21 protein-coding genes and 1 pseudogene are annotated in these 18,916 nt (G+C 61.8%); 6 read left to right on the top strand and 16 right to left on the bottom strand.

Annotation, left to right across the window (positions count from 1 at the left end):
• The first annotated feature begins 102 nt into the window (after positions 1 to 102).
• Complete coding sequence (locus JTE92_RS20600; RefSeq protein ID WP_063238883.1) at positions 103 to 2,313, top strand: penicillin-binding protein 1A; 2,211 nt, start codon at positions 103 to 105, stop codon at positions 2,311 to 2,313.
• Positions 2,314 to 2,437: 124 nt separating this feature from the next.
• Here the strand turns inward: JTE92_RS20600 and JTE92_RS20595 are convergent, their stop codons facing one another.
• The gene (locus JTE92_RS20595; RefSeq protein ID WP_063238884.1) at positions 2,438 to 2,707 is read right to left on the bottom strand and encodes a hypothetical protein; all 270 of its coding nucleotides are present in this window, start codon (positions 2,705 to 2,707) and stop codon (positions 2,438 to 2,440) included.
• A gap of 597 nt (positions 2,708 to 3,304) precedes the next feature.
• On the opposite strand from JTE92_RS20595, the gene JTE92_RS20590 reads away from it, so the two are divergent.
• Entirely contained in the window at positions 3,305 to 4,363 is a 1,059-nt protein-coding gene (locus JTE92_RS20590; protein ID WP_084254559.1) for a GNAT family N-acetyltransferase, read from the top strand.
• A 258-nt stretch (positions 4,364 to 4,621) separates the two neighbouring features.
• On the opposite strand, the gene JTE92_RS20585 is transcribed toward JTE92_RS20590, so the two are convergent.
• The 3 genes from JTE92_RS20585 to JTE92_RS20575 all read right to left on the bottom strand — a co-directional run bounded on the left by JTE92_RS20585 (position 4,622) and on the right by JTE92_RS20575 (position 8,086).
• Positions 4,622 to 6,313 carry a site-specific integrase gene (locus tag JTE92_RS20585; protein WP_198065757.1) on the bottom strand — a complete coding sequence of 564 codons (1,692 nt, stop codon included), beginning with the start codon at positions 6,311 to 6,313 and terminating at the stop codon, positions 4,622 to 4,624.
• Between the two features lie 174 nt (positions 6,314 to 6,487).
• Positions 6,488 to 7,225, bottom strand: a complete 738-nt coding sequence (locus JTE92_RS20580; protein ID WP_063238886.1) for a slipin family protein — start codon at positions 7,223 to 7,225, stop codon at positions 6,488 to 6,490.
• A 198-nt stretch (positions 7,226 to 7,423) separates the two neighbouring features.
• Entirely contained in the window at positions 7,424 to 8,086 is a 663-nt protein-coding gene (locus JTE92_RS20575; RefSeq protein WP_063238887.1) for a helix-turn-helix transcriptional regulator, read from the bottom strand.
• 488 nt (positions 8,087 to 8,574) lie between these two features.
• Here JTE92_RS20575 and JTE92_RS20570 point away from each other — a divergent pair, with 488 nt between their 5' ends.
• Together JTE92_RS20570 and JTE92_RS20565 are read left to right on the top strand one after the other, a co-directional pair.
• Positions 8,575 to 9,036 (top strand): GNAT family N-acetyltransferase, encoded by a 462-nt coding sequence (locus tag JTE92_RS20570; protein ID WP_306431149.1) that lies wholly within the window; start codon positions 8,575 to 8,577, stop codon positions 9,034 to 9,036.
• Positions 9,037 to 9,141: 105 nt separating this feature from the next.
• Positions 9,142 to 9,315, top strand: coding sequence for a hypothetical protein (locus tag JTE92_RS20565; RefSeq protein ID WP_157096923.1), 174 nt, complete (start codon positions 9,142 to 9,144; stop codon positions 9,313 to 9,315).
• A 269-nt stretch (positions 9,316 to 9,584) separates the two neighbouring features.
• Here the strand turns inward: JTE92_RS20565 and JTE92_RS20560 are convergent, their stop codons facing one another.
• The 6 genes from JTE92_RS20560 to bufA1 all read right to left on the bottom strand — a co-directional run bounded on the left by JTE92_RS20560 (position 9,585) and on the right by bufA1 (position 13,222).
• On the bottom strand, positions 9,585 to 10,109 hold the full coding sequence (locus JTE92_RS20560) for an OmpH/Skp family outer membrane protein (RefSeq protein ID WP_063238888.1): 525 nt from the start codon (positions 10,107 to 10,109) through the stop codon (positions 9,585 to 9,587).
• 289 nt (positions 10,110 to 10,398) lie between these two features.
• Complete coding sequence (locus JTE92_RS20555; RefSeq protein WP_169834810.1) at positions 10,399 to 10,575, bottom strand: hypothetical protein; 177 nt, start codon at positions 10,573 to 10,575, stop codon at positions 10,399 to 10,401.
• 145 nt (positions 10,576 to 10,720) lie between these two features.
• A complete protein-coding gene (locus tag JTE92_RS20550) occupies positions 10,721 to 11,227 on the bottom strand; it encodes a DoxX family protein (RefSeq protein WP_063238889.1) in 507 nt (168 codons plus the stop codon).
• On the bottom strand, positions 11,224 to 12,039 hold the full coding sequence (locus JTE92_RS20545) for an HvfC/BufC N-terminal domain-containing protein (RefSeq protein ID WP_063238890.1): 816 nt from the start codon (positions 12,037 to 12,039) through the stop codon (positions 11,224 to 11,226). The genes JTE92_RS20550 and JTE92_RS20545 overlap by 4 nt, the downstream gene beginning before the upstream one ends.
• On the bottom strand, positions 12,011 to 12,901 hold the full coding sequence (gene bufB, locus JTE92_RS20540; RefSeq protein WP_063238891.1) for an MNIO family bufferin maturase: 891 nt from the start codon (positions 12,899 to 12,901) through the stop codon (positions 12,011 to 12,013). The genes JTE92_RS20545 and bufB overlap by 29 nt, the downstream gene beginning before the upstream one ends.
• A 12-nt stretch (positions 12,902 to 12,913) precedes the next feature.
• A complete protein-coding gene (gene bufA1 / locus JTE92_RS20535; RefSeq protein ID WP_063238892.1) occupies positions 12,914 to 13,222 on the bottom strand; it encodes a BufA1 family periplasmic bufferin-type metallophore in 309 nt (102 codons plus the stop codon).
• Between the two features lie 81 nt (positions 13,223 to 13,303).
• Between bufA1 and JTE92_RS30720 the strand changes: the two genes are divergently transcribed.
• The gene (locus JTE92_RS30720; protein ID WP_306431148.1) at positions 13,304 to 13,636 is read left to right on the top strand and encodes a hypothetical protein; all 333 of its coding nucleotides are present in this window, start codon (positions 13,304 to 13,306) and stop codon (positions 13,634 to 13,636) included.
• 234 nt (positions 13,637 to 13,870) lie between these two features.
• A pseudogene (locus JTE92_RS20525) lies at positions 13,871 to 13,999 on the top strand (plasmid pRiA4b ORF-3 family protein); the annotation flags it as partial.
• 123 nt (positions 14,000 to 14,122) lie between these two features.
• On the opposite strand, the gene JTE92_RS20520 reads toward JTE92_RS20525, so the two are convergent.
• The 6 genes from JTE92_RS20520 to merR form a co-directional block, all read right to left on the bottom strand.
• Positions 14,123 to 14,581, bottom strand: a complete 459-nt coding sequence (locus JTE92_RS20520) for a chromate resistance protein ChrB domain-containing protein (protein ID WP_063238894.1) — start codon at positions 14,579 to 14,581, stop codon at positions 14,123 to 14,125.
• Between the two features lie 63 nt (positions 14,582 to 14,644).
• Complete coding sequence (locus JTE92_RS20515; protein WP_063238895.1) at positions 14,645 to 15,235, bottom strand: superoxide dismutase; 591 nt, start codon at positions 15,233 to 15,235, stop codon at positions 14,645 to 14,647.
• Positions 15,236 to 15,257: 22 nt separating this feature from the next.
• A complete protein-coding gene (locus tag JTE92_RS20510) occupies positions 15,258 to 16,451 on the bottom strand; it encodes a chromate transporter (RefSeq protein WP_084254560.1) in 1,194 nt (397 codons plus the stop codon).
• A gap of 35 nt (positions 16,452 to 16,486) precedes the next feature.
• Positions 16,487 to 17,449: a chromate resistance protein ChrB domain-containing protein gene (locus tag JTE92_RS20505; RefSeq protein ID WP_063238897.1), complete on the bottom strand. Its 963-nt coding sequence runs from the start codon at positions 17,447 to 17,449 to the stop codon at positions 16,487 to 16,489.
• A 99-nt stretch (positions 17,450 to 17,548) separates the two neighbouring features.
• Complete coding sequence (locus JTE92_RS20500) at positions 17,549 to 18,331, bottom strand: sulfite exporter TauE/SafE family protein (protein ID WP_063238898.1); 783 nt, start codon at positions 18,329 to 18,331, stop codon at positions 17,549 to 17,551.
• Between the two features lie 98 nt (positions 18,332 to 18,429).
• Complete coding sequence (merR, locus tag JTE92_RS20495; protein WP_003131969.1) at positions 18,430 to 18,864, bottom strand: mercury resistance transcriptional regulator MerR; 435 nt, start codon at positions 18,862 to 18,864, stop codon at positions 18,430 to 18,432.
• Positions 18,865 to 18,916: the final 52 nt, after the last annotated feature.

The following is an 18,916-nucleotide window of genomic DNA, read 5'->3' as shown; positions in this document are numbered from 1 at the left end:
CTGTATCAAGAAAGTTACAAAAGTAACTCTAGCACCTCGCTCTGGCGCTGCGCCCTCCATTTGGTACGATCCGCTCCTCCTTTTCCGCCATCGCTCGGTACCGTGAATCGCCGCTACATTACGTTCTTTCGTGAGACTTGTGCACGGCGGCTTCCTTGCATCGGACCCTTGGTTCTCAGCAGGTTTTCCAAGGCGAGGCGAACGCTCACCGGCGCGCTGCGTTCCCTTGCCCGTCCGTCACGACGCGGCATCATGCTGACGCTTTTTGCCCTGCCAGCAATGTTTCTGCTGTATGTGCTGGCGCTGATTCCCTTTACTCCAGACACTGACGATATCCGCAAAGCCCGCATCGACAGGCCAGCGCTGATCGTATCGGCCGACGGCAGACTGATCGACGAGTTCAAACCGGTCAATCGCCAATGGGTACCGCTTAGTCGGATCTCGCCCCACATGGCAGAGGCGCTGATCGCGACCGAAGACCACCGGTTTTACCAGCATCACGGCATAGACTGGTTGCGCACCGCGTCGGCCGCACTACGTACATTGACTGGCGATCGCCAGGGCGGATCGACCATTACGCAGCAACTGGCGCGTAATTTGTATCCCGATGAAATCGGCCGCGCCCCGACTCTCGCGCGCAAGGTCAAGGAAGCGATCACGGCGATTAAGATCGAATTCGTGTACACCAAGGACCAGATCCTTGAAACCTACCTCAACAATGTGCCATTCCTGTACAACGCCTATGGCGTGGAAATGGCCGCGCGCACCTATTTCGCCAAATCGGCCCAACAGCTCGACATTCTCGAGAGCGCGATGCTCGTCGGCATGCTAAAGGCCAACAGCAGCTACAATCCTATGCTGAATCCGGATCGCGCAATCCAGCGGCGAAATACAGTGCTTGCGCAGATGAACAAGTACGGCAAGCTCAGTGACAAGGATTACAGCTGGTTAAAGCGACAGCATCTCTACGTCAAATTCGAGCAGCAGATCGCGCCACTGGGCGCCGCCCCGCATTTCTCGGCGCACCTGCGCAAGTGGTTGACTGCATGGGCCGAGCGCCATGGCTACAACATCTATGCCGACGGGCTGGTCGTGCGCACAACCATCGATTCCCGATTGCAGTCGATGGCAGTGCAAGCGATGAACTGGCAGGCAAGCCAGTTGCAATGGATAGCGAATCGGGCATGGAATGAACGTACGGGCTGTAGCCCCGGGAACGACCTTTTTCGGAGCTTCATCCGGCAAACTCCCGACTACCGTGCCGCGCGCGATGCCGGCCAATCTGATCGCGTAGCGCTTCGAAAGCTCGGCGCGAACCCCTCGTTTGTCCGCGCACTTTGCCGCAGCAAGACGCAGGTCCAAGCGGGTTTTCTCGCGATTGATCCGCGCAACGGCGAGATCAAGGCATGGGTTGGTAGTCGTGATTTCAATGAAACTCCGTTCGACCATGTGCAGCAGGCGCGACGTCAGCCTGGATCGGTATTCAAGCCCTTCGTCTACGGCGCGGCGTTTGCACGTGGCGCACAGCCGGGCGATACACTCGTCGACAAAAACGTCGCCATTCCGATGAAAGGCCAAGCGACGTGGCGGCCTACCGATGCGGCGCCTCCCACAGACCGACCAATGACGCTGCGCGACGCCCTCGTGTATTCGCGTAATCGCGTCACGGCGCAGCTCATGCAAAAGGAAGGTACCGAGAAAGTCGCACGGCTCGCGCGCAAGATGGGCGTACGCGAGAGTTCGCTCGAGGCGGTCCCCTCGCTCGCCCTTGGCACGAGCCCGGTTACGCTTAAGGAAATGGTTTCGGCGTATAGCACGATCGCGAACCGCGGCGCGTATATTGAACCGCGTATGGTCACTCGCATCGAAAACCACGAAGGCAAAGTGCTCGCCCAATTCCCAAGCACGTCGCCGGAGCAGGCACTTCCCGCTGCTGCAGCACATACTCTCGTCGACGTCATGCGTGGCGTGATTGATCGCGGCACTGCCATGAGTATCAGAAACCGTTTTTGGATTCGTGCCGACGTGGCCGGCAAGACCGGCACGACGCAGGACAACACGGATGGATGGTTCATCCTCATGCATGCGCAACTGGTTTCCGGCGCCTGGGTGGGATTCGACGATGGGCGCGTGACGCTTGGCAATGATTGGGGGCAGGGTGCGCATAGCGCCTTGCCGATGGTGGGCGCGTTCTACGACATGGCACTGCGGGCAGGAACTATCGATTCGAATGCGAAGCTCGGACCCGCGCCCAATCCTGCCTCCAGGCCTCGGTCCCAAGACCATAACCGCCCCTCGTTCTGGCCGTTCTGATGCCCATCGGCTGGCAAACCAACGCCCGGCCTCCAGTGCGCTGGTTCCACAAGTTCCGGCCAGCCGGCTTGCCGGGTACAGTGAGTTCGCCGAACTCGGCGCGTGCAGTCATCAGCACGTCCCATCAATTCTGGTGTTGCAATGCGTCGAGTAGGTTGTGAACCACCAGGTGCCGATGATCGCGCGACGTCAACCCGATAGCTCGCAGCACGCGCAACAATTCCAGCGCAGTCGTGTCGTCAAAGTCTGAGACTCGTAGCCGGCGGATTACGGCAATCTGCCGCCGGATTCGCACACGACCTTCCGCAATGTGACGGTCGGCCAGCTCCAGATGCCGGCGCTCTTCAATGAGAGGAAGCATGGCAATTCGCTTATGACCGCAGATGGCCGCCATGTCGATTATGCATACTATGGCTGCTCATCTGCTCGTAGGCCCAGGATTGGGCGGGCCGCTTTGCATAAATTCAGTATATAGCCAGCCCTTGTTTACAGTGCCGGAATCACACCATCGCAGGAGCTCACTGGAACGCGTCAATCTATTTCTACAAAGACCTTCACCGACGATGTTACCGCAGTGTTCCAGCGGGCATGCTAGCAAGAACAATAAGTAGTCGCTGATCTGCTCCCGGCCGCGACGCCCAGCCTGCAGCGACCGCCCCCTCCAAAGTTGGGAACCAGAGCTGCTTCTTGGCGAAGCCTTGCGGCGTCAAGATCCATCCAAAATCACGGCTTCACTCGTACCATGGAAAACCGGACTTGCCGGGCTAAGTATGGTTGTGAGCACTGAGGCCTCTCTTCGCCACGACATATTGAGCATCCTATGGTTAGCTGCTTGCAAGCTCATACATGTAGTTTTGTTGCTTAATACACCAATGCCTCGTCGTTTGCTTGGGAATCCAATGTATCTTCATTTCAGCTTCAGGCGCGGGCTACCGCTCGCCGAAGTTGGCATGAGAACGAGCCAGAAACCTTTCGAGGAAGCCCACCCGATATGCTCGACGATCTGCGCAAACCTTATGCTGATCCTAATGCGCCAGCCGCAAGTTGGCCCGCTAATTCAGTCAAGCAAATCCCTGACATCGGCACTGGGGGCGACGCGGCGCAACGCCGGTACCGTCAGCTTTGCAATACGGTCAATATTCCCCTGTTCAGCCAGGCGTGGTGGCTGGATGCCACCGCCGGTCCCGGGAACTGGGACGTTGCCCTGGTGGAACGCGGTGGCCAGGTGGTCGCAAGCCTTCCCTATGCCCGCCGGCGGCTGTATGGGTTCTCAGTCATCGCCCAGCCAGCGCTGGCCAAGATGGCCGGACCGTGGCTGGCACCGATGGCGGGAAAACCGGCGAGGATACTGGGCCAACAGAAGGAGTTGATGGACGAACTGATTGGGCAACTGCCGCGGTTCGACCATTTCCAACAGCACTGGGATCCCAGCCAGACCAATTGGCTGCCCTTTGCCTGGAAGGGATTCCGCCAGACCACCAAGTACACGTATGTGCTCGATGACCTGTCGGATACGGCCGCGCTCTGGAATAGCATGCAGCACAACATCAGGGGCGAAATTCGCAAAGCGGGCTCCCGCCATGGTCTGCAGGTGCGCGACGACCTCGGTATCGATGAGTTCATCCAGCTGAACCGGCAGGTTTTCACCCGGCAATGCATGCGGTTGCCATATACCGACGACTACGTGCGCCGCCTGGACGCTGCGTGCGCGGCGCGAGGGGCCCGCAAGATCTTCATTGCTGTGGATAAACTGGGGCACCGTCATGCAGGCGCCTATCTGGTCTGGGACGGACAGGTCGCCTATTACCTGATGGCCGGCTCGGACCCGAAGCTGCGCACCAGCGGCGCTAGCAGCCTGTGCATCTGGAACGCAATCCGATTTGCCTCTGGCGTGGCGCGCACGTTTGACTTCGAAGGGTCGGTGCTGGAGCCGGTCGAGCGCTTCTTCAGGGGATTCGGAGGCAGGCCGCAGCCTTACTTCTTTGTTCAGAAAACCCCATCCCGCATACTCCTGACCTACCTGTTCCTGCGTTCGCTCCGCAAGCCCTAAGGAATCGTCCGTCACGGTTCAGGTGCGCGCCCTACATACTGCGTTGTGATGAATCACGGGATTCAGTCTGCGGCCTCGGTTTCAGTGTTTCAGTGCGCGGAAAGGGCGGTTCAGCAAATTCCGGATTTGGGGTCATGCCAAGATGCGGCCAATCCGCTATCATAAGCCTTACGGTTATATAGAAAAGAAAGAAACGCTTCATTTCGATATAAGCACTGGATTCGCTGGCAGCGCCGTCAAGCGGCGCATCCCAAGTCGCTATGGAGCGGAAAACGCCGCCCCGAGTTGGCGTGCCCGTTTCACCTCGTCGCCGTGCAAGTAAATCGAGGTGGTCGAGATCGACGCGTGCCGCAGATTGTCCCGGACTGTCGTCAATTCCGCGCCGCGCGCCAGCGCATGGGTCGCGTGGGTGTGCCGCATCCAGTGTGGGCTGGCCTGTCGCAGCTTCTCGGCGGCAACCGGGTGGTCGGCCTGGATCAGGTCCGCCGCTTGCGCGAAGAAGCGCCGCAACACGCCCCATAGGCGCGTGCCGGTGATGCCGTTGGCAGGCTCCTGGCCGAGGCTGCCGATCAAGGGGGTATGCGGGTCCCAGCGCGCCGGCGTGACCGGCAGGCCGCGCTCCACCAGATAGCGGTCGAGCGCTATGCGTGCCAACGGTGGCAGCGCCACCTTGCCCGCCTTGGCGCCCTTGCCGACCAGGTTGAGCCAGTGGTCGCTATGGGGATCGATCTCGATGCCGCCAAGCGTGGCGCCAACGAGCTCGCTGCCGCGAAGACCTGTGGCGTAGCCAAAATCCAGCACGAAGCGCAGCCGCTGCGCCGCCACGGCATCCCAGCCGTAGGACCACTCCAGTCCGTTGGCGAGCGTACGCACCAGCATCCATTCGCCCTCGGTGAACGCGTGCGACGTATCCAACGGCGCAGTCCGCCCGCTGCCGCGCACCTTGATGCCGGCGAACGGATTGGCCAGCACATAGCGTTGTTGGATCAGCCAGCGGTACATGGCTCCGAGCACCGCCAAGGCATAGGCCGTTGAACGCGGTGACAGGCCCTGCGCAAACGGGCGCCATTCGGGCGAGGTGCGTGGCCGCGGCGGTCCCACCCAGCGCTTGTGTGGGGTCGGCCGGCGCAGGAAACTGCGGTAGGCAATCGCGTCCTCGGTGGTGAGCGACGACAGCGGCCGCTCGCGCTCGACGATCGCCCACAGGATCAGCCGCTCGGCTTCCTTGCGATACGCCCGCTGGGTGGCTGGCGACTCGTGCAGCGCGAGCCATGCCTGGACCGCATCGTAGTCGTTGTCCGCATTGAGGGTGCAGGTTTGCCGCGGGGCACGAAAGATCCCGGACGAGCCGTCGACTTCGTGGGGCAGGCGCAGTTGCTCCCAGGGCACGATTTCCCCGCGGTCCGTCACGGCGATCAGCGCACGGGCGCGCTCGGTGAGTTGCGGGTGTTCGGCAAAGAAGGCTTCGATGCGCCGCGCGCTCGCTGGGCCCAGGCCGGGCACGGCCGCCCACCAGCGGCGTCGGCGCGGCACCCGCACCGTCAGGTCCGCCAGCGTCTCGATGCCGTGCGCGCGCAGCGCGGCCACGGCACGGGCCGGCAGCCATTGACCGATGTCATCACTGACCTGCGGTTCCGGCGGCGGTAGGCGGCGCAGCACGTCGATCGTCTGGTGGATGGCCTTCGCCCGCCCGGTCCGCTCGACCGCACTGTGGTCAAACAAGGCGGCCAGGTCCTGGCGCTGCCGGCGACGCGCGAATTCGGCCAACTGCTGCTGGATGCGGCCGAGGATGCCGCGCGCGGACTGGCCGCTGGCCCTGCGCTCAGCCAAATAGCGCACCACCGCGTCGCGGGCCGAGACGCCCTCGTACCAGGCGCGCAGCGCGGCCAGCGACGCCGCATCGGGGAAGTCAGGCGGCGCGGGATGGGTCTGGGGGTTGGCTGGCAGCATTTTCATGTCTGCCAGTTTAGTGCATCGATGACGCTATTACGATAAGAATAGTTATGTTAATAGACGTATGAAACCATCGCTCGCCAACAACAATTCCTCATCTGGCTATCGTCACCATCGGAGCGTCAGGGCGCTAGACTTGGGCTTGCATGCCGCTGCCTCAGGGCTTTCCGCTCAGTGCGCACTGAGGAGATCAATTGGCAGTGGAAAGGCAATGGTCGAACTCTTGTCGCCCGCGATCTGCGTGAGGGTCTGCATATAGCGCAACTGCATTGCTTGCGGGGCCTTGGCCAGCATCTGTGCGGCCTCCAGCAGCTTCACCGACGCCTGCAATTCCCCCTCGGCGTGGATCACCTTGGCGCGCCGTTCCCGCTCAGCCTCGGCCTGGCGTGCGATGGCCCGGATCATGGTCTCGTTGAGGTCGACGTGCTTGATCTCAACGTTCGAGACCTTGATACCCCAGCCGTCGGTCTGGGAGTCGAGGGATTGCTGGATATCAAAGTTGAGCCGCTCGCGTTCGGCGAGCATCTCGTCTAGCTCATGCTTGCCCAGCACCGAGCGCAGCGTGGTCTGCGATAGTTGACTGGTGGCTTCAAGGAAGTTGGCAACGTGGATGATGGCACGCTCGGGGTCGACCACGCGAAAATACACGACCGCGCTGACCTTGACCGACACGTTGTCGCGCGAAATCACATCCTGCGGGGGGACATTCATTACCACGGTGCGCAAGTCGACTCTGACCATCTGCTGGACCACCGGTATGATCAGCACGAGCCCGGGCCCCTTAACCTTCCAGAAGCGTCCCAGCATGAACACCACACCGCGTTCGTACTCTCGCAGAACACGAAAGGCGGAGATGACAAGCAGCGCCATCAGGAAGAGGACGCCGCCGGCGGTGATTTCGAATGCCATGATCAGGCTCCCAAGTTAACGAACACCCGCATTGTTTGAAGAAATCGGTCGCGCCGCTGCGGTGTTAGCGAGCTATCATTGGGCCACCGTAAAGTCCGGTCCGTGTGTGGATAGCATGTTGGGCTCGGACTGAACTGCTGGACAGCGAGTCCCAGAATTCACCTCAATCGTCATCAGCTGGCTCTTTCGGTCTGCCCCTTATAGTTTGGCGCCGCGTTGGCGGGCGGTGAAGACGGCTTCGATGCTGTTGCTCGCCCCGAGCCGATGGTAGAGCTGTCCTGAGTGGCTCTTAACCGTCGCAAGCGATATGCCAAGCCTGCGACTGATTATCTTCAGTGGATGTCCCTGCGATAGCAACACGAGTATTTGATATTGGCGCTTCGTCAACCGCAACATGCGGGCTTCGTCCAATTGCGCGGAAGTCTCCTGATGCTCCGGGGTCGACAACAGTCCTGCCAGGTGCCCAGCCGCGGCCAAGCGGACAACGCGCTCCGCCGTATCTGACTTTGCAAACGCACGCGAGCCCGTTGCTGGTTTGTGGCCCCGATGCAATGGCAGGTCGGGCAGCATCAACAGGGGCGCAGGCGGCAAACGGTGCCGGAACTCGTCCAGCAAGCGCGCCGTTCTACCGTGGACCGATGGCCCGACAACAATCAAAAGGAACTGATTCTCTTCTGGCTTGCCTGGCATCCCCGCAAGGTCGGCGAAGCTGGCACAGGACACTTGCTCGAAGCCGCCAACATGCCGTAGCCAATCAACGAGGGCAGTTCGCTGCAGCGAATTGTCTGCAATTAGAAGCGCACGCATCTGGTCCCCCGTTACACAGAAGATTGTTGCTTTTATGCGTTCGCCCACGCGCATGCTGGTTGGCAGCTTCTGGACTCGAGCCACGCGTGAAGCTCGCACCGTTTTATGCAGGAGTTTACTAAGTGTAGTCGAGACAAACTCCGCGTTAAGCTTGCAGCACATGCACTCAACGTCTCGCTTGCGACGGCGAAAACTAACACGCTGGCTGTACCACCGCGTCGGCGGCCACAACAAAATCGAAGCCATCTACGCCGCCCGCCATCGCGGGGTTCGCCTGCAGTCGGCAGGGCAGGACGGGCCTGGGCATGAGGACAGCTGATACGCAGTAGACGCATCGGATTATCCGGCCTATCACGGGCACAACTGTCAAGAAAATGCCTAGCGGCTGACTCACACTTGCTTACAGCCTGGAATCCTGATGATAGTCTTTCTAACCTTTGCATCGCGGTCGCATGACCGCAGAGCGCTGCGCAAGGAAGGCGACGCACCGCCTTGCCTATAATTAGACGCGTGCCGCGGCCCTTCCTGGTCGACGAGGACGTATGCAGGAGTACACCATCATGATGACCGACGTTCTCCTACGTCCGGCCACCCCTTCAGACTGGCACCAAGTTGCTGCTTTGCTCGAACGCTGCGGCCTACCAACCTCTGACGTATCCCTGATAATCGAAAGCTTCCAGATTGCGATATACGAAGGACTCATTGTCGGATGCGCAGCGGCGGAGCACCACGGCACGAGCGTTCTTATTCGCTCGGCAGCAGTCGAGGCTGCATACCGGGACAGAGGTATCGCAACGCGTATAGTTGACGCACTACTAATGCGGGCCCGCGGCACAGAAGCACGGGATGCCTATGTTTTCTCCGTAGTGGCGCCTGCTTACTTCGCGCGCTGGGGATTCACACTCGTCGCAAACGAGGCTGTTCCTCAGGAGGTCATGTCATCGATAGCCGCACAGCGCGCGACCCGAGCATCGGCGCTTTGCATGAGATGCGAGTTGCGATAACGGGCGCCCGCATGCCTGAAGCCTGGGGCATGCGAGCGCCAGCGGCGCATGCCCCGATACGGCGCTACCGAGAGGAAGGGGGCGCCGGCCGGCTCGGAAGCTGCCATGGCCGCCTGGCAGTCGGCGCTGACCGCCACCACCAGCTTGTTCGAAACGATGCAGCGGGCCGCCAAGCAAGCGGGCGAGATCGCCGAGAGCAATTTGAATATCGCGGCCACCGCGGCCTCGGACACGGCACAGCAAGCGACCGCCCAGGCCACGCGCGCTGCCAAGCGCTAGCACGCCAAGTCGGCGGCAGGGTCGCCAGGCTCGCACGAGGCTGGTTTCATGACTGGGGCTAACCTTGCCATCAATGGCGGCCAGCACATGCTGTGAGACCGCTAGCTCCGACGGCGCGCGGCCAGTCGTTGGGGAGCCAGTCGCAGGGGAACCGCACACCGGGTTCGGAGGGAGGGAATGGTGTACGCCGTTTCCTACGCCTATTCAATGATCTCTATCCCAGCAATCGTCATGACGGCTTGGACAGCACGATTCAAACGACTCCCCCTTCACTTGCTGCTGGCATTCAGCGCCTTGATGACGTCGTCGGTGATATCGATGCGCGGATTCACGTAGACCGCTTCCTGTACGACCAGGTCGTACCTGTGCTGTTCGGCGAGTTGGCGGATCACCCGATTGGCACGCTCCACCAACAGGGCCAGCTCCTGGTTGCGTCGGCGCTGCAGGTCCTCGCGAAATGCCTGTTGCTTGTGCTGGAACTCACGGTCCAGCTCAGCCACCTCGCGCTGGCGGCGCTGACGCTCGGCGTCACCCAGCGCGGCTGCGTCCTGGTCGAGTTGGGCGGCCAGGGCGCTGATCTTCCGCGCCATTTGCTGGAGGTCACGGTCGCGCTCGGCAAACTCCTGCACAAGCTTGTTCCGAGCCCGCTTGGCGGGCTGCGAGTCGCGCAGGATCCGTTCGGAATTCACGGCGGCGATTCGCGCTGGCTGCGCCTGCGCCGGTGCCGTCACGCACATCGCGGTGGCGGCCAACCCGGCGATCAGGGACTTGAACAGTGGAGTTGACCCTTTCATGAATCGGAGCCGCTGTCAGTACACGGCAATCTGGAGAACCGCAAGCCTTGTCGACGCCCATGGAAACGCATCTCATCTTTCCCATGCGAATCTTGCTTCCCCAAGACGAATGTTTCGTGAGCCGTCTACTCGCCGATACAGAGATCAGCCTGGACGTCTACCTGTCATGGATCTCCACGTTGCGCGCATACCGATACGCCCCCATGAGATCGTGACCGTCCAAAGGAGGAGCTGGATCATGGCAAGCCGGTGGAAGTCGCGGTGCCAACGTCCGGACCGATGACCCCTCTCAGAGATCGGCCAGCAGCAGGTAGGCACGGTCGAGTTGCCGTTCCGCCTCTTCCCGCCGAGCCATTGCCTCCAGCGCACGTAAGAGGTGCTCGGCCAGTTCGAAATTGCCTTCCCGGCATGCCCGTTCGAACACCGCAAACACCGCTTCATGCAATGTGCGCCCCGCAGCTTCCATTTTGCGCCTCCAGCGGGAAGTCCAATGGCCCCGCAGCCCTGGAGCTGATGGGCCGTAGGGGCTTCTGTCCCCTGCAGTTAGTATGGACGTTCCTACGGAGGGAAGGTCAAGATGGCCTTGATGCGTACCGCATCGAGCTATCGATCTATCGTTCGCCTGCCGCCGCGTGTGGCGGCCCGCCGCGGTGTGCACGCCCGAGCCGCTCGTACACCAGATGGTCCAGGGACCAGTTGCCCGCACCCCGGCACAGCAGCACCAGCAGCATTGCCGCCCACTGGATATGCGTGGGCCAGGCGAGCGGATAGACGAAGATCTCGATCACCGCCGTCATGCCGAGCAGGACCAGCGCCACGAGGCGGGTCGCCAGCCCCAGCATCAGCAGGACCGGCGCAGCCAGCTCGATCGACACCGCCAGGTAGGCCGCCGGCTCCGGGGGCACCAGTGGCACCTGGTAGTCCTCGCGGAACAGTTCCAGGGCGCTATTCCAGTTGGCCAGCTTGGCCATTGCCGAGTTCCAGAACACGGTGGCCACCGCCAGCCGCAACGGCAGCGCCAGCACGGTGTGAGGGACCTTTTCCAGCCACCCGATGGCACGCAGCACGCGGGCGGTCATGGTGGGCTTTGCGCGGATCGATTCAGGTACGTGCGTCATGAGTGGGCACTCCGAATGGTTGGATCGGCTGCCAGGTCGGCCAGCCGGACCTCGGCAAAGCATCCCCCTGCCAGCAGGGTGGCGAGCCAGGTGTGGGCGTGGGCAGATGGTGCCTCGTCCAGTGCCGTGTGCAATGCGCGCCCGTCGAAGAGGGCCGCGGTGAAGCGCCATTGGCTCTCGGTGGACCGGTCGATTGCGACGCCGGAAGCGCTGCGCCGCACCCACAGCCAGACCGGGCCGGCATTCAGGTCGATAGCCGCCATGGCATCGTCGTCATGGTTCAAGACCGCGCGCCAGATCGCATCCACCGGGAAGCGCGATTGCAGCAGCCGCACCGCCGGGTGCGGCCTGAAACACACCTCGCCCGGTTCAGCCGCCTCCAGTCGCGCCAGCCGGTCCAGGGCGAGCGGCGCCGCGTCCGGACCATGCAGCACGTTACCCACGGCCCACTCGAGCCGGGCGACGTCCGGCAAATAGGCCAGCGAGGCGGCCTGCGGCAGCCGCGCCAGGAACTCGGGAAACGTCTCGCCATAGGCATCCAGCCATGCGCTCTGCGGCGGCGAGTCTTCGATGAACAGCCGGGCCGCGCCTTCGAAGAACTCGGCGCCAACCAGGGCGTGGACGGCCGGATATGTTAGCCGTAGCGCTGTCACCAGCGTCCCGGTGGCGGTGTTCCGGTAGACAGCGAGCCGCGCCTCCGGCGCCAACCCGTCCGCCACCACGAGCGCGGCAAGGTCGTCGTCGGCGCCATGCAGCAGGCCCCGGCCGATCGCGCGCTGCAGTTCAAGCAGCGTAGGGGGATGGGCATGCATTGTCTTGCCTCTCCAGCACGGCCCCGGCAATGGCCGCCTCTTCCAGCAGGACGTCGAGCGCCGGCACCGCCGTGTCCCATTCAATGAGCGTGGGAACCGGACCGAAACGCTGGAGCGCTTCCTCGTACAAGGCCCATACCTCGGGCGCGACGCGCGAGCCGTGATCATCGATGCGCAGCGTTCGCCCCTGCCCGAGTTGCCGCACGCTATTGCCGGCCAGGTGGATCTCGCCTATCGCCGCCGGCGGCAGCGCGTCCAGATACATCCTGGCCTCCCAACCGTGATTGCAGGCGCTGACATAGATGTTGTTGACGTCGCAGAGGATGCCGCAACCGGTGCGCCGAGCGACCTCGGCGAGAAATTCCCACTCCGGGATGGTCGAGTGGCAGAAGCGCAGGTAAGTCGAAGGGTTCTCGACCAGGATGCGCCGCCTCAGAACGCTCTGGACGTGGTCGACATGGCTGCAAACGATGACCAGCACTTCCTCGGTCATTGGCAGCGGCAGCAAGTCGGCAAGATATTTGCCGTCCGCGATGCTCCAGGACAGGTGCTCCGAAACCAGCCCAGGCTCCACCCGCCCGACCACCTCGCGCACGCGCGCCAGGTGGGCGCTGTCCAGCCCTTCGGCACTACCCAGCGACAGGCCGACCCCGTGCAGGGCGAGCGGGTAGTCGCGCCGGATTGCGTCCAGATACGCCGGCGCGCTGCCGCCACCCATGTAATTCTCGGTGTGCACCTCAAACCAGGCGACCGCCGGGCGCGCCTCGGCCACAGCCTGATGATGCCGGAAGCGCAACCCGATCCCGGCTCGCGCCGGGATCAGGCCGGACCCACGTTGCGGTGCAACAGACGCGGCAGGCATCGCTGGCTCCGGTCAGGCGGGCTTCAGCTTGCCGCCCTGGATCTTGCTGCAGTCACCGGCCGGCAACAGCACAAACGACTTCGCATCGCGTGCCTGCGTCGCTTGTCCCGCGCAAGAATGGGCGCCTTCCGCGCAGTCGTTCTTGGCCACGGCATTGATGCCATAACACTTCTCCAGCTTGCCCTTCTCCATCCTGGCCATGTTGTCCTTGACGACCTGTGGCACCTCCTTGGGCTGCGCCAGTCCGGGCGCAGCGGCCATAGCCAGGGCCAGCCCGAGGGCGGATGACAAGGTGGAGGCGGCCAGTACGCGTCTGTTCATCTTTCTGTCTCCTGAGGGTTGCGGCGCCGATTCGGCACCGTTTCAGCAAGTTCGGTCCGGAACGACCAAAGGTTACGTCTTATGGAAGATTTTTTTGCAGCGACAAACGATTCCGCATGCAGCAGAATTCAGGCATCTTCCCAAGCGCACCGTCGCAAGGTGAAACGAAACCGTGTGAACCATACCCAGGATCCGGCTGCCGCCGGGCTACCGTCCGAGCTTTCAGTCAGCCGGGCTGACGGCACGGCGGACTGGTCGGCGGCGATGGTGCGCGCCCAGGGCGGCGACCGCGAGGCGTATCGCCGGCTGCTGGAGGACATCACCCCATATCTGCGGGCGCTGGCGGCGCGCCATGTCCGGAACCGCAACGAGGGTCGGCCGGAATTCGTGAAATTTTCGCCAAATCTAGCCTAAGGCGTTGATCTATAAGGGAAATTTCGAATCTGTGTCAGCTTATCGTCAAGCGCCACGGGCACTGGATGACTGATCGTCTCCCATCGATCCCCCTTGGAGACTCTCGCCTTTGCCGAAAGCAGTCTTTGGAGGCCACTTTCCCATTCGGCCGCCATCCGGCCCCGCGGATGAAATTGGCAGACTCAGATATTGGTCTGCCTTCTTTGACCCTAGGCCTCGGTCATCCATATCATCATGGGCTGGGCCGACGAGCATCTGCACGAGTTCAGCATTCGTAGCAGGCGTTACGGCGAAGCGCATGAGGGCGTCATACACTTCTGCAAAGTGGCAAACGAATTGCCGCTGACCGCATTTCGTCTCCGCGAACACGAAGGCTTCGTCTATGCGCATAGGTTCAACGCGTGGTGGCGACATGAGATGCATGGAGCGGCGTATGACAGGATCGTCTCGCTCATGGCCGGTATGGCCGTCCAGTGGGTGCAGCGTTCAAGCAGGTATCTTCGGCGGCCAGCGGTGGGTTTCCGCCTGGCAGTGCTGGCACCACGCATAGAGCGCGTCGTACATCACCATGCCGTGGCCGAGCATCTCGTGATCGTCGGCATACACCTGCGAGAGGCCGAGGGAAATCGCATAGAATCCGCTGGACTGCGGCGTCAGGTCGAGCTTCGACGTATCGGCGCCGCGCACGATCTCCGCCAGTTGCCGCAAGGCGGGATCGGGCAGGCCGTACTTGTCCAGAAAGGCGTCAAAACTGCACAGCTCACCGACATGCGACAGCTCCACGCCGGGGATGTCATAGGGAGTGGCGCCGGTCTCGCCTGCCACGCGCAACACGTCGCCGGCGGGCACATAGAGAAATTCCGGCGCCTCGTCGATGAACCGGGCGATGAGCCACGGGCAAGCGATGCGGTCGATCTTGGGGCGTTCCCGGGTAATCCATTTCATGGCGGTCTCCGCTCTGGTTTGTCGAGGTGGTGGCTGGGTCTAGGCGGCCGGGATTCTCACTGACTATTTACTCACGCCCCCGAAGCGATTGGCGACTCTTGCCCAATTGATGTTCTGCATGAACGCATCGACATAGGCCGCGGCCTTCGCACCATAGTCCATGTGGTAGGAGTGCTCGTACATATCCAGCGCCAGGATCGGCGTCGCGCCAGCCAGGGTATGGGCGTGGTCGGAAGCCCACTGGTTGACCAGCCGAGCGTCGCGCGGAGAGTAAGTCAGCAGTACCCAGCCCGAGCCGCCGCCAAGTGCCTTGCCCATGGCGGCGAACTCCGCTTGCCAGCGCGCGACAGAGCCGAAATCGCGCAAGAGCGCGGCTTCCAGTTCACCGCCTGGACTGCCGCCGTCGCCGAGGCTGTCGAAGTACACCTCATGCAGGATCATGGAGTTGGTTGCAATCAGTTCTTCGCGCTTCAGGCCGTTCAGCATAAAGACGGGTGCGGCTGCCACGTCGAGTGCTGACAGCTCTGCGGTAATCGCATTCAGCCGCTTCACCGCGCCGCCATAGTTGTTTTCGTAATGGCTGACAATCAGTTTCTCCGACAGGCCCGAAAGCCGGGCTGGATCGCATGCCAGCGGTTTCATTTCGTAGCTCATGGTGTCCCCTGGTTCGTTTGATTCAGTGGTGCAGCACCGGATAAACGGCGAGGCCGATCAGCGCGGCGCCGGTGATGATGACTGGCTCAGGCAGCTTCTTGAATTTCAGCAGCAACGCGACCGTGCCCAGCGCCAGCAGGACGGTCGGGACGTCGACAATCGAGCGCTTGGCCAGCACGAACACTGCACCGGTGATGGCGCCAATCGCAGCCGCGGTGACGCCATCGACAAAGGCCAGGATGCCTGGCAGTTTTCCGTACTTCTTGAAATAAGGGGCCGGCAACACTGTGAACAAGTAGCAGGGCAAGAAGGTTGCCAGTGCTGCCACGCAGGCGCCGGGCAGCCCGGCTACCAGGTAGCCGATGAAGCCGACCGTGATGACCACCGGGCCGGGCGTGATCATGGCCACGGCTACCGCATCGACGAATTGCTTGTCGTTGAGCCAGTGGTATTCCGTCACGACACCGCCGTAGAGGAATGGCACGATGGCGAGTCCCGAGCCGAAGACAAAGGCGCCTGCCTTGGCAAAGAACACGCCGATCTGGGTCAGTAGCGGCCAGTCCAGCGTGCTCAGCAGGCCGCTCGCGGCCGGTACCTGTGTGGCCGCGAGCGCATTGGCGCCACTCTGGCGCAGCCATTTGGGTGGGGCGCGCCAGAACCAGGCAAGCACGCCGGCTGCCAGGAACAGCCAGGCGATCTCGGACTCTGTGACGATGGTCACCGCAGCCAGCGCCAAGTAGATTGCCCACAGCAGTTTGTCCTTGCCCACGCTCTTTGTGGTCAGCTTGTAGGCGCTGATCGCGATGATACCGATGACGGCGGCGCCCACACCATAGAACACCGATTGCATCCAGGTCAGCCCGCCAAACCGGACATAGGCCCAGCCTAGCGCCAGCACCATCAGGAACGACGGCAGCACGAAGGCCAGGCCGATCAGCGTTGCGCCGAGGACTCGATAGTGGACGTAGCCGAGGTAGATCGCCAGTTGCGCTGCCATCGGCCCGGGCGCCAGTTGTGCCAGCGCTATGCCTTCCTTGTAGTCGCCATCGCTGATCCAGCCCCGCCGCTCCACGAGGTCGCGGTGCATATAGCCGGCCAGCGCGACCGGCCCGCCAAAGCCGAACGTGCCCAGGCGAAGGAAATAGAGCACGAGTTGCCAGAGGGTATAGGCGGGCCGTTCCGTGACGTCCGGCGGTGCCACGCCGGCTTGTTGCATGCGACTCATAACTAAATCCTGGAAGAGAGTTGAAGTCAGGGCTTCTTGTTGGTCGAGAAGTGTGCGTATAGCGAATCCAGTACCGTGCCGATCTCCGCCAGCACGGCGTTGTCGTCCGCCAGGCGCGCTCGTGCGCCGGCCAGCATGGCTTCAAAGCCGCTGGCTTCCGGTACCGAAATGCCGCCAATATCGAGCGCATGGACCATGATGCCGAGCCGGCTGAGCCCGCGGTCCGACTCGAGGCCAAAGCTCGACAGCAACACTTCAAACGAGACACGCTCGCCCACATGCGTAAAGGTCGCGCCGTCGAAATCGAAGCCCAGCGCATCCTCAGGGCAATCAGCCGGGCTTTCCAACCACAGAAACCGGGCGTGAGGATCGATGAAGCGCTGGATCAGCCAGGCGCTTGCCACGCGGTCCACCCACAGGTGGGGGCGCGTGGCCCAAAGCCGCCCTTGATACTGGGCAGGATCCCGACGAGGGATTGCTCGCGTGAGCGCCTGTGGTTCGCCGGGAGACTGGATGGTCTCGATGGCGCGGCTGAAGTCATGCCATTGGGCTTCGGCGCGGCTCGACGCCGCATTGGGAAAGAAGTCGATCATGCGGATTGCTTCGTAGGCACGCCCGTGGCGACGCAGCAGGCGATTGAGTTCGGCACTGCTCTGATCGGACAGCGACTTGCGCGCATCTGACAGGGCAACCTGAAGTTCCGCATAGTCAGCGCTGCGATCGAACAATGCCCGGAAAGCAGTCTCTTCCTCCGGATCGGCGGCGCGGACATTCAAAAGCCAGGCTTGGCCGCCTTCTTGCCGGGCCTCGCCGGCCAACTCGCGCAACTGGGCAATTTGCTCATCGCGTGCGGGCAAAAGGTAGGCGCCATCACGTAGTGCGGCGCAACCGATTGTCTTGATTGCACGCCATATCCGCATCCGGGCGGTGGCGCCGGAGGTTGGTAGGGTGACGATCAGCAAAGCCCAAGAATCAGAGAAAGCAGTCATGAGCGCATGTTAGGAGCCCATAACTCGCATTTCAATGCTGTAGAGATCTCTACATTAAAGCATTTTGCGACACATTTCGGCCTGCGCTGAGAATGCTACCTAGAGCAAGCCAAGAGCCAATCCGGTACCTATGCTTAACATAGCTATTGCAACAATGAGCTGTACCGTGCGCAGCGTGACCTTCTGCAAGATGCGCTTGCCTACAAGAGCACCGATGAACGCGCAGATCGTTCCCACGATAACGGGTAATGCGAGTGTCTGAGCCTGTGAGAATTGGCCTGCAAGCATGGCGGTGCCGTACACCCCGAGGCGCACAGCATCGACGATCACCGCCGAAACAACACCTGTCGCCACGAACGCATCTTTGGACAGGCCCGCCTTCAACAGGAACGCCGAACGCAACGCACCTTGGTTGCCCGATAACCCCCCGAAGAAGCCCGAGAGCGCCCCGCCAACAGGAAGCCAGCGCGCTGGAAATGCGAGCGCTTGAAACCGAGGGGATAGTTCAAGCAGTGCAAACAGCACGATCAAACTACCGATGACCGCTTTTACGGCGGTGATTTCAAAATCTGAGCCTGCGATGGTGTAGTGCCAGAGGGGCGGCAACTGATCGAAGAACGCGAGGGAGCGTGCGCCAAGGATTGCCGTCACGGCGGCGGGCACGCTGAATTTCACCACAACTGGCCAATCTGCCTGCCGGGCCATCAGCCCCAACTTAAAGAGGTTGGCGGCAAAATGCACCACGGCTGTTGCTGCGATGGCAAGCGACAACGGGAAAAACAGGGCGAACACCGGCATCAGGACCGTTCCCAAGCCGAAGCCGGAGAACAACGTCAGCCCAGATGTTAATAGGGCCACAACTCCGATCAGAACGAGTTCCATGGGCTTGTTTCGTTATCGTGTTTCGCTATCGAATTTCGATTATTATGGCTCAACTCTGCCACATAGGGGTCGTCTCAGAAAACGGAAAATAAAGCACGCTAAGGCATAGCCGAACCTGCCAAGCTTGCTCCACCCTGTAGTGACGCGATCAGCGGGCAGGAAACGTTCCCCCTTCGCGCATGGCAGGCGCACACCAACTCAGACAGCACGGCCTCCATGCGCGCCAGGTCAGCCATTTTCTCGCGCACGTCCTTGAGCTTGTGCTCGGCCAGACTGCTGGCTTCCTCGCAATGGGTGCCATCCTCCAGCCGCAGCAGCTCGGCGATCTCATCCAGGCTGAAGCCCAGCCGCTGGGCTGATTTCACGAAGCGCACCCGCGTTACATCCGCCTCGCCATAGCGGCGGATGCTGCCATAGGGCTTGTCAGGCTCCAGCAACAAGCCCTTGCGCTGATAGAAACGGATGGTCTCCACATTGACCCCGGCCGCCTTGGCGAAAACGCCAATGGTCAGGTTCTCCAAATTGTTTTCCATATCGCTTGACTCCGTACATGAGTACGGAAGTAAGGTTACGCTATCCAATTTC

It is taken from the genome of Cupriavidus oxalaticus, from assembly GCF_016894385.1.
Lineage (GTDB): Bacteria > Pseudomonadota > Gammaproteobacteria > Burkholderiales > Burkholderiaceae > Cupriavidus > Cupriavidus oxalaticus.
This window is presented reverse-complemented; position numbering and strand designations above follow the sequence as displayed.